This window comes from Sphingosinicella sp. CPCC 101087 (genome assembly GCF_004151485.1).
In the GTDB taxonomy this organism is placed as follows: domain Bacteria; phylum Pseudomonadota; class Alphaproteobacteria; order Sphingomonadales; family Sphingomonadaceae; genus Allosphingosinicella.
In genome coordinates this window covers 398,651-411,924 of the sequence record NZ_SBFF01000003.1, presented here as the reverse complement: position 1 = coordinate 411,924, position 13,274 = coordinate 398,651, and the positions used below count along the sequence as shown (strand labels likewise).

The following is a 13,274-nucleotide window of genomic DNA, read 5'->3' as shown; positions in this document are numbered from 1 at the left end:
GCGTGACCGGCTATCTGCACGGGCAGATGCCGTGCCGCGCCGGCCGGTTGCGCCGGAAATGTCCGAAGGCGTGGAACTCGATCATTGCGTTTGATGCGCGATGACGGGTTCGTGCCGCACGGGAAAGCTTACGGACCGGGCGATGAAGCAGACGTTCGGCACGCGGTGGTGCAGGCTTTCGGCAAGCTTCAGATCGGAATCCCTCGCCACGACGATCAGGGGACGCAGCGTTGCGCCGAGGAAGCGCCCAGCGCCGCTCGGATCGACCTCGCCATGCCCGATCGGCGAATCCTCGTAGGAGAGGACGGTGATACCCGCCTCTGCCGCAAAGTGGAGATACCATAGCATGTGGCAGGCGGCCAAAGCGGATAGCAGGAGATCCTCCGGGTTCATCTTCGTCGGATCACCCCCGAGCAGCGGATCGTTCGAGCAGTGAATGGCCGGCTTGCCGGGAACGGCGATGTCCCAGGTCCGGTCGTAGGCGCGATAATGCGCGGTCCCCTGCCCCTTGTTGCCCGTCCAGACGATGCGAGAGCCATAGTCGTGTCCCACCTGTGTACCCTTGCTTGAGCCCTAGTTAATGTATACATGTATACATCAAGGCAGGTGAGGCGCAATATGGCGACGCCCTTCGAGACGCTCAGGCACGAAATCCTGTCCGGGCAGATCGGCCCCGGTACGCTGCTGTCGCAAACCGCCCTTGCGGAGCGTTTCGGCGTCAGCCGGATTCCGGTTCGGGACGCGTTGCAGGCGCTCGCCGTCGACGGCCTCGTGACCGTCCTCCCCAACAAGGGCGCACGGGTCATCCAGCTGGACGCTCCCGCCCTCCAGGAGATATTCGACTTGAGGGAGTTGCTCGAATGCGACCTCATCGTCCGCGCGACGCTTCGTGCGCAGCCGTCGGACCATGACGACGTCGAATATGCCCTGCGCAGGTCGAGCCTGGAAGCCGGGCGCCCCGGATGGCAAAAAGGCGACTGGTCCTTCCACCTGGCGATATACAAGATCGCCAATCGAAGGAAGCAAATCGACATCGTTCGCGAGTTGAGGAACCTGTGCGAACTACATGTCCACAGCTATGGGGAACTCAACCGAGACCCGGCGCAGTGGCTGGATCATCATGAGAAAATGTTCGACGCCTTCAGGAGAAGGGATGCGGAGTCGGCGCGGGAGATGCTTTCAGAACATATCCGCGAAGCGGGCCGGCGTCTCCTCTCGGCCATGAAACCGAGCGCAGGGCCCGAACAATCCCATAGCCGGGAAGCTTGATCAGCCGGATTTCCGGGGAGCGGTTTCGTCCCTCAACCCGTCCTTGGCCGGGAGGCTTGCCGTCGCCTCGATCTCGACGAGAAATTCGGGCAGTGCCAGTGCGGCAACGCCAATGAAGGTGTTCGGGGCCGGCACGGCATCGCCGTAGAAGCTGCCGATCGCGCCCAATATCGGCCCAAGCTTGTCGGGCGAATGGTCGACCACGTAGGTGCGCAGACGGACGATGTCCGCCGGCGACCCGCCGACCGCTTCGAGCGCGGCCTGGAGGTTGGCAAGCGCCTGACGCGCCTGCGCGCCGTGATCGCCCTCGCCCACCACACGGCATGCCTTGTCCCAGGCGACCTGGCCGGCGAAGTGGACGGTTCGGCCGTCCGTCTCGACGGCAGCGTGCGAGAAGCCGTAAGCGAGACTGTCATAGAGGGTGTCCGGGTTGATTCTTTCAGCACTCATGTCCGCTCTCCATCAATCGACCAGTTCGAGCTGATGACCGAAGGGGTCCAGCACGTAGAGATTCTTCTTCCCTGCCAGCGGGCCCTCTTCGATCGCGATCACCTCGAGTGTCTTGCAGCCATGCTGCGCCAGCCAGGCCCCGGCCTTCTCGACATCATCGACCTTGAGCGCGAGGTGATGGCCGCCCCGATCGCAATTGCGAGGAAGATCCTGCCTTCGGTTGCCGGGCTTGTCATACTGGACGAGCTGCAGGTTCAGATTGTCGGCAAGCTTGAGCATGACCAGGCTCAGCCGCGCGCCCGCCACACCGACATGCGTCTCCATCCAGTCCCTGCCCGAGGCGTCGCTCGGAAGGTCCGCGGCGTCCAACGGTCCCATCCGAAAGAGCTCCTCGCCTCCGAGCACGTCCCGGTAGAAGGAAAGGGCCTCCTCCAGGTCGGGCACGGTCCACGAGACGTGGTCAACCGCGACGATCCGGGGCCGTGCTTCAATGTCTCCACCCGCCATCAGATATCCTCCGGCAACCGTTCGTGGCGTGGATAGTGGATCGCGAAGGCGGCGATAGGCAAGATTAGCGGCGCCCCCACATCGTTGCGTCTGGCGCAAGGTGTGCCCCCATCGGTCCCAGGCTCGTCGCGCGCCGGATTCATCCGGTGAGGTCGCCGATCGGGACCGGTCGAACCGGGAAGCGCACGGTGAAGCCCGCATCTTCGCACCGGCTAGGGCCATGCATCAGCCTGAGCAGGGAGAACTCGCAATTTCTCCCCTGGCACGGTCCCATTCCGCACCGCGTGAGCAGCTTGACCGCGTTGGCCGATCCGCAGGTCCCCAAGGCCGCCCGGACGCTTCCATAGGTCACGTCCTCGCAGCGGCACAGGATCGTCTGGTCGTCGACTTCGGGATAGCAGCCGGAGGGATCGGCCACCCGATCCAGAAGATCGGCGAAAGCGAGAAGCCGCGCCAGCCGCCTGCGCAACGGCGCGGCTTCCTTTCGAGCCGAGGGTTCGGAAATCCTGCCGAGGCTATGCAGCATGCCCAGGCCTGCGAGGGCGCCCTTTACGCAGGCGGCATCCGCTCCGGCCACGCCGGTCGTCTCTCCCGCAACGAAGATGCCGGCGACATCGGACTCCATCCACTCGTCGTGCCGCGCCGAGAATGCGCGCAGGCGCCCCTGCCGCTCCATCGCCAGGCCCGCCATGCGTGGCAGGTCCGACTGCGGCAGGAAACCGAAGCACAGGCCGACCGCGTCGCACTCAAGATGCTCCTCCGTTCCGTCGGACCGGGCCAAGACGAGGCCGGATACATGCTGCTCGCCCGCCACCCGCACCGGCTTGAGACCGAACGCCACCTTCGTCCCGGCAGCGCCGAGGTCGCGCCACGCGCGTGCCGCCGCAAGGAGTGCGTTCCCTCCAACCAACCCGCCACCGGCGCGCCGCAGGAAGGGCCGGAGCAATGCGGACCTGGGCTGGACGAAGACGACGCGCTCGACCCTGCCGCCCGCCTGCAGGACCTGCCGGGCCACGAGCAGCTGGAGCGGATGCGTTCCCACCAGCACGATCCGCTGCCCCGGGACGAAGCCCTGGCTCTTGACGAAAGCCTGCAGACCTCCCGTGGTGAACAGGCCGGGCAGGGTCCAGCCGGCCAGGGGGAGCGGCATGTCATAGCAGCCCGTCGCCACCAGGAGCCGGCGGGTGCGAATCCCGGTCGCCCCTTCAGGCGTGGCGACGGTCAGCCCGTGGACGCCCGGGGCGGACCCCGGCTCGATCCCCAGGACGGAGCTCCCCCCAAGCCACTCGACATCCGGCGCAGCCTCGAACCTCCCGAGCTGGCGCTTCAGCGGCCGGTAGCTGCGTTCCTCCATCCAGTCCGCCGCGACGAAAGTGGCCGGCGGCTGCCGGAGAATCTGGCCGCCCGGACGCGGCTGTTCGTCGACAACCCCGATCTTCAATCCCGCGCCATGGAGCCGAAGAGCCGCCGCCTGTCCTGCGGGTCCGCCTCCGACGATCAGGACGTCATACGGCGCGCATTCAGCCATCGGACCCGGCCCGTCTCTCGACCACCATCGCGTCGCCGATCGTCACCAGGCAGGCCCGCATCGGCCGCCTGCGCCCGTCCTCCAGGACGAGATCGACCATGCATTCCGAGCAGCTGCCCATGTTGCAGTAAAGGCCGCGGGGCTTCCCTTCCGCGCCGATCCTGAAGACATCGAGACCCGCCGCCAGCAACAGCGTCGCGAGGCTTTCGCCGGGAAATCCGTGCACCAGCCGGCCATCGACGGTGATTGCGACCTCGCCCGGCCGACGAAAGTGGCGGCTGGAACGCATGCTAGCCCATGAAGCTGTTGAGATGGTTGAACCGAGCAGGAGACAGGAAGGCCAGACGATCGTCCGGCCTACCGCCCATCGCGCCGGCGAGGAGGCGTGCCAGGGTCGGCCCCAGCGTGAAGGCGGAGCCGCCCGCCGCGACGAACAGCCCGGGCACCTGGGGAACCGCGCCGGCCAGGGGCAGCTGATCGGCGGTGATCGCCGTCACGCCGGTCCAGCTGCGGATAAGATTGAGCTCTCGCACCAAAGGAACGGTCCGCACCGCCAGCCTCAAATTCTGCACCAGCGAATCGGCGATCACCGTCGCCCGGCGGGAGAGATCGAACCCGCCGCCGGCGGCGCTTGCCAGCCGGGAAGGCCAGCCTCCGCCGATCAGGATGTTTCCCGCGTGCGCACGCTTCATGGAGAGGCGGTGGCCGACGTGCTGGATCAGCTGGGCGATCTCGCGCCCGGTCCGCTCGGTAGCGCTCATCAGCAGCGCCACCGGATAGACGGGAAGATGGACGTTCACCAGAGCCGCCAGATTGCCGGTACAGGCTCCGGCAGCCAGCAGCAGGCTTCCGGCCCGGATCTTCTCCCGCCCTTCCGCCGAATCCAGCTCGACGGTAAAGCCCTTCGCCTCCCGTTCGACCCCGACAAGGCTCGTTCGCGGGCGCAGGATCGCGCCCCGCGCCGCCGCCGCGCGCGCGAAGGCCGGAGTCACGGCACGCGGATCCGCGTGCCCTTCCTCGGGCAGATAGCTTGCGGCGATGACCGTGGTCGAAAGCGAGGGGCAGAGCGCTCGCGCCTCAGCCCCATCGACAATTCGGGCATCGAGCCCGTACCTGGCCTCGAGTGCGGCCTTGCGCTCCAGGAGCAGGAGCTCCTCCGGGGTTTCCGCAACCATCAGCCCTCCGCGCATCGAGACATGAAGATCGCATCCCAGCAACGCCTCCAGCGTTCGCCACTCCTCGATCGCCGACCGGTTGAGCGCGACGATCGCCGCCGCCTGATCCGCCAGCGCGTCGCCGTTCTCCAGGAAGCGACGCTCCATCTGGAAATGCAGCGATCCGGCATTCTGGCCGGAGGCGCCCGAGTTCAATTCTCCCTGCTCGACGAGCAGAACGGACGCGCCGATGGAAGCGAGATGAAAGGCCGTCGCGCAGCCGAGCAGCCCGCCTCCGATGATCAACGCATCGAATCTGTCCACGCCCTACAGGCACCCGAGCGAGCGAAGCGTCTCCTCGATTCGCTCGACATGCTGCGGCGAAACGTCCCGCAGCGGCCGGCGCACGCGGCCTCCAGGAAGCCCGCGAACATTCAGGGCGGCCTTCATGATAGCCGGGCCGGAACCGAAGCGACCGACGAGATCCTCGGTATACCATTCATCCATCAGCACGCGGTCCTTCTTGCCGCAAGCCCGCGCCGCCTCGAAATCGCCCGCCCACAGATGATTGTAGAAATCCGGCTGGACGCGTCCCAGCACCGCACCCGCGCCCATCGTCCCGTCGCCGCCGCACGAGCGAAGCACGGCGAGCCCGTGATCGTCCATCGAATGACCGAAGATGCGAACCCGGTCCGAGAGGGCGAAGAAGGTCTGCATAAAGGCACGCAGATTGCTCGTCGACTGCTTGATCGCAACCACATTCTCGAGCTCAGCCAGCCGCTCGAGGAGACGGACGGACATGTCTATCCCGGTGCCGGGCGGCCAATTGTACACGCAGACCGGCAGCGGTGAGCTCTCGGCGACCTCCGAAAAGAATCCGACGATCTCCTCGTCATTGGGACGACAGTAAGGCGGCGGCGTGACAAGCACGCCGTCGAACCTGTATTCGGCGGCCGCTGTCGCGAAGTCCAGCACCGCGCCGGGGGTATAGGCCGTCGCCCCGGCGATGAGCGGAAGCTTCCCGCCCATCTGGCTTCCCACCGCCTGAAAGAGCTGCTTGCGCTCCGAAGCGGAAAGGCTGGTCCACTCACCCGTCGTCCCGGCTATGATGAGGCCGTGCATGCCTTCGCCGTGAAGCCATTCGAGCAGCCTGCCCAATCCCGAAAGATCCAGTTCCTCGTCCGCCCCGAACGGCGTCGTGATGGCGGGAATGTATCCACGCCAGTCGACCTTCGCCCTTTGCTCACTCAACTATCCGCCCCCCAACTCAACTTGAATAAAGACCACGACATACATCGCAAACCTGTCGCTGGCTTCGGCCTGACGCACAAGGGGCAACGGATCGCCCAAATCATTGCGCTGGATGCAACCCATGCCCTAGAACTGGGCTGGGGAGAAAACATGCCAGAAACCGGAATGCTCTACTTCTTCGAGGCCGCCACTCTGGGTTCGATGCGCCTTGCGAGCGAGAAGGTCGGGGTTGCCGTCTCTTCCATCAGCCGCCAGGTCGCCCAGCTCGAGGCGGAGCTCGGCGTCCAGCTCCTCGAGCGCGGTCGGCGTTCAATCAAGCTTACCGAGGCGGGCCGCGTCACCTACGAATTCTACAAGGAACAGATCGCCAGCAAGGAAGCGCTGCTAACCCGGTTGCGGGACCTTCGCGAGCTCAAGGTCGGAAATGTCGAGATCGCGGTCGGAGAGGGCTTTCTCGGCCGGTCCTTCACGGACCTGATCGATGCGTACCAGACCGCAAATCCCGGGATAACCGTGTCCGTGATGAGCTTCCCGACGGTGGAAATCGAGCGTCTGGTACTCGACGATCAGGCGCATTTCGGGCTGATACTCCATACGTCGACGGAGCCGAAGATCAGGGTTCGCGCCTCGGTGGGACAGCCGCTCCTCGTCGTGTGCGCGCCGGACCATCCGCTGGTCGGCCAGTCCGAGATCCGCCTGGCTGACCTGCAGCGGCATCCCATCGCGCTCCCCCCGGCGGATTTCCGGATCCGCCGGATGCTGGCTGCGGCCGAGAAGCGCGAGCACATCTGGCTGGAGCCGAGGCTGATCAGCAACTCGATCCACGTCCTTCGCGAGCGCGCCAAAGGCGGAGGAATGGTGACCGTGCTCCCACGCATCGCCGTCCTGTCCGAGCTCGAGGAGGGGTCGCTCGTGGGTCTTCACCTGTTCGAACGCGACATGGAAGACGCGACGATCAGTCTCATCCACCGGCTGGGACGGCAACTGGAAGGCGCTCCCGCCCGCATGCTCGCCCTTTTCGAGGCCAAGCTGAAGACGTGGAACGAGGGCGCCGCGAGCGGAAGCGCGCGCGCGGGCGCCTGATCGGATCAGGCGCGTTCCGGCAGCGCGGCCGCATCAGGACCAGCGACATCGCCGCGTCGGCCGGTCAGGGCGATCACCGCGACGGCGACGATCGCGTTCGCCCCCATCGCCACCAGCCCGGGCTCCCATTCGGGAAAGGCGCGCGCGCTCCAGTCGGCCACCGAGGGGACGAGGAGCATGACGTAGCCTGCCGCCAGACCGGCGCCCACGCCGAGAGCATTGGCGCGCTTCCACAGGAATGCGAGGAAGACGCCAGGCGCCAGCATCCCGATGGTGGCGTAAGCGGAAAGACCGATCTCGACGAGGGAGTCGGTGGCTCCGATCGTCAGCCACACGGCGATGGCGGCAAAGCCGAACATGGAAATCCGGGAGACCAGCAACGACTGACGCTCGGTGATCGTCGGCCGCAGCGGCCGCACGACGTTGCGCGTGAAGATGGATGCCGCCGTCAGGAGCAGGACCGAGCCCGGGACCAGCGCCAGGAGGCATGCCGTTCCGGCGAAAAGACCCACCGCCCAGGCCGGATAGCTCTCCGAGACGAACTGGAGGAGCACCGCGTTCATGCCACCGTCTTGCGGGTCGGTCCCCACAAGGAGCGCAGCGAAGCCGAGCAGGATGATGAAGAAGTAGGACAAGGAATAGATTGGCTGCCACAATGCGTTACGGCGGATGGCGGTCCGGCTGCCGGCCGCGTAGCAAAGCTGGAACATCTGGGGAAAGATCCAGGTCCCCAAAGCGACATTCAACGCCGAAGTCATCAGCCAGGTCGTCGACAGCCCAGCCGCGGGCACCAGGCCCGGAAGATGACCGATATCCGGAAACCGATCCTGCGCCATCCGGTAGACGTCGATCATCGACGTGGCGCCCACCCGGTCCGCAACGGTGACCGACAGACCCACGACAATCATCACCATCAGCACATCCTTCACCCCCGCGGCGAATGCCGCCGAGCGCAGGCCGGCGAAGAAGACGAACAGGAGCATCAGCACGGCCGCAAGAATGGCGGCGTAGGTCGTGCCGATCTCGGGACCGAGGGTGAAACGGACGATCAGTCCCAGTGCCGTAATCTGGATCTGCACGTAGACGACGATCGCAGCGATTCCCGCGAGCGCGACGAGCCAGGCGAGCCAGCGTGAGCGATAGTGATGCGCGAAGAAGTCGGCCTGCGTAATGTGGCCGTGTCTGCGGCCCGCCTCCCAGATGCGCGGCATCAGCCAGTAGCCGAGCGTCGCTGCCAGCGAGACCGAGGTGAGGGCGAGGTAGGCGGGCGCGCCATAAGCCCATGCGAAGCCGGAAATCCCGAGCACGGCGAACGTCGTGTAGATCTCGCCTGCATTGAGGAACCAGAAGATCAGGAAGCCGAACCGGCGCCCGCCGACGGCCCACTCGCTGAGCGTGCGTGATCGCAATTGGCTCCGGCCGTAGAGCACGGCGCCCAGGACGGTTCCGAGGAGGATGGCAGCGGTCAGCGCCAGGATCACGGCCGGTCCTCCGCCGATCCGGACGGAAGTCCATCGTCATCACCCTCGATGCGGCGATCGATACGAAAGACCAGCGCGATGCAAAGGGTCGCGACCAGCACCCCGGCCATCTGCCACACCATCGGGAACGGCAGGCCGACGACCCTGACCTGAATCTCATTGGCGAACGGGACGAGGCCTATCTGCCAGATGAAGGGCAAGAGGAGCAGCCAGCGATGGGCATAGCCGCGCTTCCTTTGCTCCGGTTCCTCGCCCAACCTCGCTTCTCCCGTTCGAACAGCCCGCTCTCAATCGGCCGGAGACCCTGTCGTCAGCACCGCGCATCACGCCGGGACGCACGCCCGCCGCAAGCGCGCCTTACGCCCCGCTCCATGCGCCGACGGCTCCCCCCAGCACCTCCATCGGAAGGGGCCCGGAGGTGAGCACGAGATCGTGAAAATCGCGAACATCGAACCGGCTGCCCATCCTCGAGCGGGCGCCTTCCCGCATCTCGACGATCTGGTTGGCGCCGACCATGAAGCTGCAGGCCTGCCCCGGATAGACGCAGTAGCGATCTATCTCCCGCTCGCTCGCCACCCTTGGCTCTCCGGCCCGATCCACCATCCAGCCCACCGCCTGCTCGCGCGTCCAGCGCTCATGGTGGATGCCGGTGTCGACCACGATCCGTGCGGCCCGGAATATCTGCGACTGGAGGAGCCCGATCCGCCCGATCGGATTGTCGTCATAGACCCCGAGTTCGCCGGCCACCTGCTCGGCATAGAGCGCCCACCCTTCCGTATAAGCCGAGAAACGGACCAGCTGCCTGAACAGGGACAGCTCCGCCGCTTCCTTGAGCACGCTGTGCTGGAAATGGTGCCCAGGAATGCTTTCGTGATGGGTCAGCGTAGGCAGGCGCCATAGCGAGAGATCTTCAGGCCGTTTCAGGTTGAGCGAGTAGATGCCCGGCCCCCCCGGTGCTCCGGGATTGTAGAAGGCGCCCGGCGAACTGTCTTCGATCGTCAACGGCATCCGCCGGACGATCACGGGTCGGTCCGGTATCGTTCCGAACGCCTGCGGAAGCCGCCGGCTGACCTCGGCGATATGCGCTCGTGCAGCGGCAATCAGGCGCTCGCGACCCGCATCGTCGCTGCTCACGCGATAGCGGGCGTCCTGATTCAGCGCCTTTATCCGGTCGCTGACGCTTCCCGAGGCCAGGCCCTGCCCGGCGAGGAGAACATCGAGCCGGGAGGCGAGCGATTCGAACTGATCGAGGCCCCGACGATGCAGTTCGCTCGGATCGATCGAAGCCGTGGTGTTGGAGCGCAGAGCCGATCGATAATAGGCCTCGCCTTCCGGAAGCCTCCAGACCCCAGCCGTGTCCACGGCTGCCGGCCGCTGTTCGAGCAGCGCGTCGATCTGCCTCGTGAGCGCCGGTGCAACCGCCGTTCGAAACAGGTCCGTTGCACGTCCGGTGAGATCTCCCAGTCCGCGCGCGGCGGCGCGTTCCGCAGCCGGACGGATCAGCGCACTTTCCGAGGGCGGACCGTCGCGAAGACGAGTGAGCTGGGCGACCGTCTTGGCGTTGATGAACCCCGGCAGCGTCACGCCTCTCGACGCATCGAGACGGATGCGTGCGGTCTCCTGATCGATCGCGGTGCCGAGCGCCTCCAGCCTGGCGAAATAGGCGTTCACATCCGCCGGCGTCTCGAGAGGGTGACGAGATCCGATGAAGTCGGGAAGCCAGTAATAGGCCCCGTTCATCTGGTTCGCCACATAGGGGCTCGGCCGGAGGTTGGAATCCACATAGCCGTAGCGGCCGAGCTGATCGCCGAGCACGTCGTAGACGAAGGCAGCGACGTCGAAGTCGAGCGCGGCGGGAGCCGATAGCCGGGCGCGATCGATCGCGCGAAGGGCGGTGCGAGCCTCCCGGACGGCCGCAAGGTCCCGTTCACGCGCCTGGATCGAGCGGTCGTCGAGTCTCTCCCGGAGAAACTGGCGCGAACCGACATCCAGTCCGAGCCCCGTCGCTTCTTCGGGAGATCGGATCACAAAGAGCTCGGCGTGCCGCTGCAGCAGGTTGCGAAGCCGATCATCCTCGGAGCCTGGCGCTGCGACCGCGGGCCGCGCGGCGACAGCCAGGGCCGCCGCGGTGCCGCTGACGAGAAGGGTTCGACGGGTGATCATCGGCTAGCGCCCCCAACAGATGCATGAGGCGGCATCTCCAGATGCCGCCCCCAGGTCAATCAGAACGAGTAGCCGACCCGAACCCCGAAGTTGCGGTAGGATGGATCCACCTGCACCCCGCTGTAGAATGCCTTCTCGTAGGCATTGGCGAAATATTTCGCGTCGAAGAGATTTTCCACATAGACCGAGACCCGGAAGCGGTCGCTTTCCACGCCGGCGCGCAGATTCACGTTGTGATAAGCGGGGGAGATGAACGGCCAGGTGTCGTAGAGCAGCGCGAGCTGCGACGACAGAACTTCGCCACGATAGTTCCACTCGCCGCGCAGGAAGCCGTCGTAGCGGTCGTTGATCGGCAACGTATAATGGGCCTGCGCGCCCAGCGTCCAGCGCGGAGCATTGACCAGCCGCTTGCCGGAGGCGTCGAGGATGATCCCGTCGACGAAGGCGTTGGGATAATCGTCATATTCGGCCTCGAGGAAGCCGACCTGGGCCGACATTCGCAGGCGGGACGAAATCCGGGCATCGGCGCTGAACTCGACGCCGTAACTGTGCGCGGCGGCGGCGTTGCCGATTCCGTTTACGCCAACGATGTTGCCATTTTCGTCGAGGAACTGGAAGCGGATCGGCTGCTGCACGTCCGTCCAATCCATGTAGAAGACGGTGGCATCGAGCCGCAGGCGTCGGCCGAAAAGATCCAGCTTCAGTCCGGCCTCGTAGTTCCACAGGATCTCGGGATCATATTCGTTCCTGAGATTGATGTTGTTGCTGGCCTGGGTGCCGCCCGACTTGAACCCGCGCGAAGCGGTCGCATAGGCCAGGAGGTCGCCGTGCGGCTTGAAGGTGAGCGTGAAGCGCGGCGAGAAGTCGCTGAATTTGGTTTCGCGATCGTTCACGCCGGTGACGTTCCCATTGGACCGGGTCGTCGAGAAGATGTCGATCGTCTCCTCGGAATAGCGTCCGCCGGCGATGAGACTCCACATGTCGGAGATGTGCCATGTCGCCTGGCCGAAAACGGCCCAATATTCGGTCGAGCTGTCGGAATCGAGGCCAGTCACCTCCGCCCCTTCCGGCAGCCCCTGGGGGCTCTCGGCGCCATGATAGGTCGACTGCGCCGTTCGTCCGGTGTCCCGCCCGGCCATGACGCCGATGCTCCACTCGATCGTCGACGGGCGCGTCGACTGAAGCCGGAGTTCGCCGCTGGTAGACTCGCGGTGGACGTTCAGATCCTCATAGTAGAAATCGTGGCTGCCGCCGTCGACGTCGCCATAGTTGAACACGTCGGAGGAGATGTGCCCGCCCACCGCCGTCAGGGAGACCGAGTCGAATTCATAGACCGCGCGGCTGGTGATGAACTGATATTCGCTTCCGACGCGCTGCGGGCGATTGAAGTTCACCCGGTCGCGATTTTCCGGAAAGAAGCCGACGCCGTCGGGATCGGCGACGTCGCCCTGCGCGCCGCCATAATAAACGGAGCGCCAAGTTCGGGTGATGAACCCGGTGGGCACGCCCACACGCATTCCGGCAACCTCGTCACTGTAGCTGTAGGCGACGTCCCAGGTGAAACGGTCCGACGGGGTCAGGCGAGCCTGGACGCGCCCTGTCACGAACTCCGAATCGTTGCCGCCGCCGACCGGGTTGATGTTCTTGATGTAGCCGTCGGACGACTGATACTGGCCCGAGGCGCGCACGGCGAGCAGGCCGTCCACGACTGGAACGTTCAGGACGCCCATCGCCCGCCAGGTATCGAAGCTGCTATAGCCGACCTCCGCCTCGCCCTCGAATTGATTGACGGGCTTGTTGGTTATGACGTTGATCGCCCCGCCGACGGAATTGCGGCCGAAATAGGTGCCCTGCGGACCGCGCAGGACCTCGATCCGCTCCAGGTCGACGATCTGCGGGTTGCTGGTCCCGGCGACGACGTTGAACTCGTCGATGTAGAAGGCATAGGTCGCCGGCCTGACGTCCGCATAGGGATTGAGCTGATTGCTGATCCCGCGCATCGACAGCTCGCGCCGGTCGCGCGAGCCGTTGTTCTGGAAATTGACGTTGGGGACGAGATCGAACACGTCTTCGATGCTCTGGACATTCTGGTCCTTGAGCGCCTGCTCCCCGACGGCGCTGATCGCGACGGGCACGTCTTGGATCGATTCCGAACGGCGCTGAGCGGTGACGATGATCTCCGCACCCTGATCGTTGGTGCCGGCGGTTGCGCCGGCCGCCCCCTCGTCCGCGGCGCCCTGCTGGGCCCTCGCCGGCACTGCCGCAAGTCCGGACGCAAGCGCGAACAGGGCGATCCCGGCCAACGCCCGAACGTGAACGGATTCATTCCATTTCCTGATGTTCATGCGATTTTCCTCCCCCGCTGTCGTGACGCGGTTGCTGTCTGGA

General features: G+C 65.5%; 13 protein-coding genes. 2 read left to right on the top strand and 11 right to left on the bottom strand.

Annotated features, from left to right (window positions below; translation table 11 throughout):
* Positions 1–81 precede the first annotated feature (81 nt).
* Positions 82–552 (bottom strand): OsmC family protein, encoded by a 471-nt coding sequence (locus EKM57_RS07185; protein ID WP_129791783.1) that lies wholly within the window; start codon positions 550–552, stop codon positions 82–84.
* 66 nt (positions 553–618) lie between these two features.
* On the opposite strand from EKM57_RS07185, the gene EKM57_RS07180 reads away from it, so the two are divergent.
* Positions 619–1,269 (top strand): GntR family transcriptional regulator, encoded by a 651-nt coding sequence (locus tag EKM57_RS07180; protein WP_165357234.1) that lies wholly within the window; start codon positions 619–621, stop codon positions 1,267–1,269.
* On the opposite strand, the gene EKM57_RS07175 is transcribed toward EKM57_RS07180, so the two are convergent.
* The 6 genes from EKM57_RS07175 to EKM57_RS07150 all read right to left on the bottom strand — a co-directional run bounded on the left by EKM57_RS07175 (position 1,270) and on the right by EKM57_RS07150 (position 6,159).
* Positions 1,270–1,719 (bottom strand): RidA family protein, encoded by a 450-nt coding sequence (locus EKM57_RS07175; protein ID WP_129791781.1) that lies wholly within the window; start codon positions 1,717–1,719, stop codon positions 1,270–1,272.
* 12 nt (positions 1,720–1,731) lie between these two features.
* Positions 1,732–2,226: a VOC family protein gene (locus EKM57_RS07170; RefSeq protein ID WP_129791780.1), complete on the bottom strand. Its 495-nt coding sequence runs from the start codon at positions 2,224–2,226 to the stop codon at positions 1,732–1,734.
* 139 nt (positions 2,227–2,365) lie between these two features.
* Positions 2,366–3,754, bottom strand: a complete 1,389-nt coding sequence (locus EKM57_RS07165) for an NAD(P)/FAD-dependent oxidoreductase (RefSeq protein ID WP_129791779.1) — start codon at positions 3,752–3,754, stop codon at positions 2,366–2,368.
* Positions 3,747–4,043 carry a 2Fe-2S iron-sulfur cluster-binding protein gene (locus EKM57_RS07160; RefSeq protein ID WP_129791778.1) on the bottom strand — a complete coding sequence of 99 codons (297 nt, stop codon included), beginning with the start codon at positions 4,041–4,043 and terminating at the stop codon, positions 3,747–3,749. Before EKM57_RS07160 ends, EKM57_RS07165 begins: the two co-directional genes overlap by 8 nt.
* Before the next feature lies 1 nt (position 4,044).
* Positions 4,045–5,232: an FAD-binding oxidoreductase gene (locus EKM57_RS07155; RefSeq protein ID WP_129791777.1), complete on the bottom strand. Its 1,188-nt coding sequence runs from the start codon at positions 5,230–5,232 to the stop codon at positions 4,045–4,047.
* A 3-nt stretch (positions 5,233–5,235) separates the two neighbouring features.
* Positions 5,236–6,159 carry a dihydrodipicolinate synthase family protein gene (locus EKM57_RS07150; protein ID WP_129791776.1) on the bottom strand — a complete coding sequence of 308 codons (924 nt, stop codon included), beginning with the start codon at positions 6,157–6,159 and terminating at the stop codon, positions 5,236–5,238.
* 150 nt (positions 6,160–6,309) lie between these two features.
* On the opposite strand from EKM57_RS07150, the gene EKM57_RS07145 reads away from it, so the two are divergent.
* The gene (locus tag EKM57_RS07145) at positions 6,310–7,242 is read left to right on the top strand and encodes a LysR family transcriptional regulator (RefSeq protein ID WP_129791775.1); all 933 of its coding nucleotides are present in this window, start codon (positions 6,310–6,312) and stop codon (positions 7,240–7,242) included.
* Positions 7,243–7,247: 5 nt separating this feature from the next.
* Here EKM57_RS07145 and EKM57_RS07140 read toward each other — a convergent pair whose 3' ends face one another.
* From EKM57_RS07140 to EKM57_RS07125, 4 genes are all read right to left on the bottom strand, one after another.
* Positions 7,248–8,723 (bottom strand): sodium:solute symporter, encoded by a 1,476-nt coding sequence (locus EKM57_RS07140; protein ID WP_129791774.1) that lies wholly within the window; start codon positions 8,721–8,723, stop codon positions 7,248–7,250.
* Positions 8,720–8,980: a DUF3311 domain-containing protein gene (locus EKM57_RS07135; RefSeq protein WP_129791773.1), complete on the bottom strand. Its 261-nt coding sequence runs from the start codon at positions 8,978–8,980 to the stop codon at positions 8,720–8,722. Before EKM57_RS07135 ends, EKM57_RS07140 begins: the two co-directional genes overlap by 4 nt.
* 100 nt (positions 8,981–9,080) lie before the next feature.
* Positions 9,081–10,886: a DUF885 family protein gene (locus EKM57_RS07130; protein WP_129791772.1), complete on the bottom strand. Its 1,806-nt coding sequence runs from the start codon at positions 10,884–10,886 to the stop codon at positions 9,081–9,083.
* Positions 10,887–10,945: 59 nt separating this feature from the next.
* Positions 10,946–13,231, bottom strand: a complete 2,286-nt coding sequence (locus EKM57_RS07125; protein ID WP_129791771.1) for a TonB-dependent receptor — start codon at positions 13,229–13,231, stop codon at positions 10,946–10,948.
* Between the last annotated feature and the right edge of the window lie 43 nt (positions 13,232–13,274).

Coding starts and splice junctions, on each gene's coding strand:
- EKM57_RS07125 (WP_129791771.1), bottom strand. CDS start 13,231: ATGAACATCAGGAAATGGAATGAATCCGTTCACGTTCGGGCGTTGGCC.
- EKM57_RS07180 (WP_165357234.1), top strand. CDS start 619: ATGGCGACGCCCTTCGAGACGCTCAGGCACGAAATCCTGTCCGGGCAG.
- EKM57_RS07165 (WP_129791779.1), bottom strand. CDS start 3,754: ATGGCTGAATGCGCGCCGTATGACGTCCTGATCGTCGGAGGCGGACCC.
- EKM57_RS07170 (WP_129791780.1), bottom strand. CDS start 2,226: ATGGCGGGTGGAGACATTGAAGCACGGCCCCGGATCGTCGCGGTTGAC.
- EKM57_RS07175 (WP_129791781.1), bottom strand. CDS start 1,719: ATGAGTGCTGAAAGAATCAACCCGGACACCCTCTATGACAGTCTCGCT.
- EKM57_RS07160 (WP_129791778.1), bottom strand. CDS start 4,043: ATGCGTTCCAGCCGCCACTTTCGTCGGCCGGGCGAGGTCGCAATCACC.
- EKM57_RS07145 (WP_129791775.1), top strand. CDS start 6,310: ATGCCAGAAACCGGAATGCTCTACTTCTTCGAGGCCGCCACTCTGGGT.
- EKM57_RS07130 (WP_129791772.1), bottom strand. CDS start 10,886: ATGATCACCCGTCGAACCCTTCTCGTCAGCGGCACCGCGGCGGCCCTG.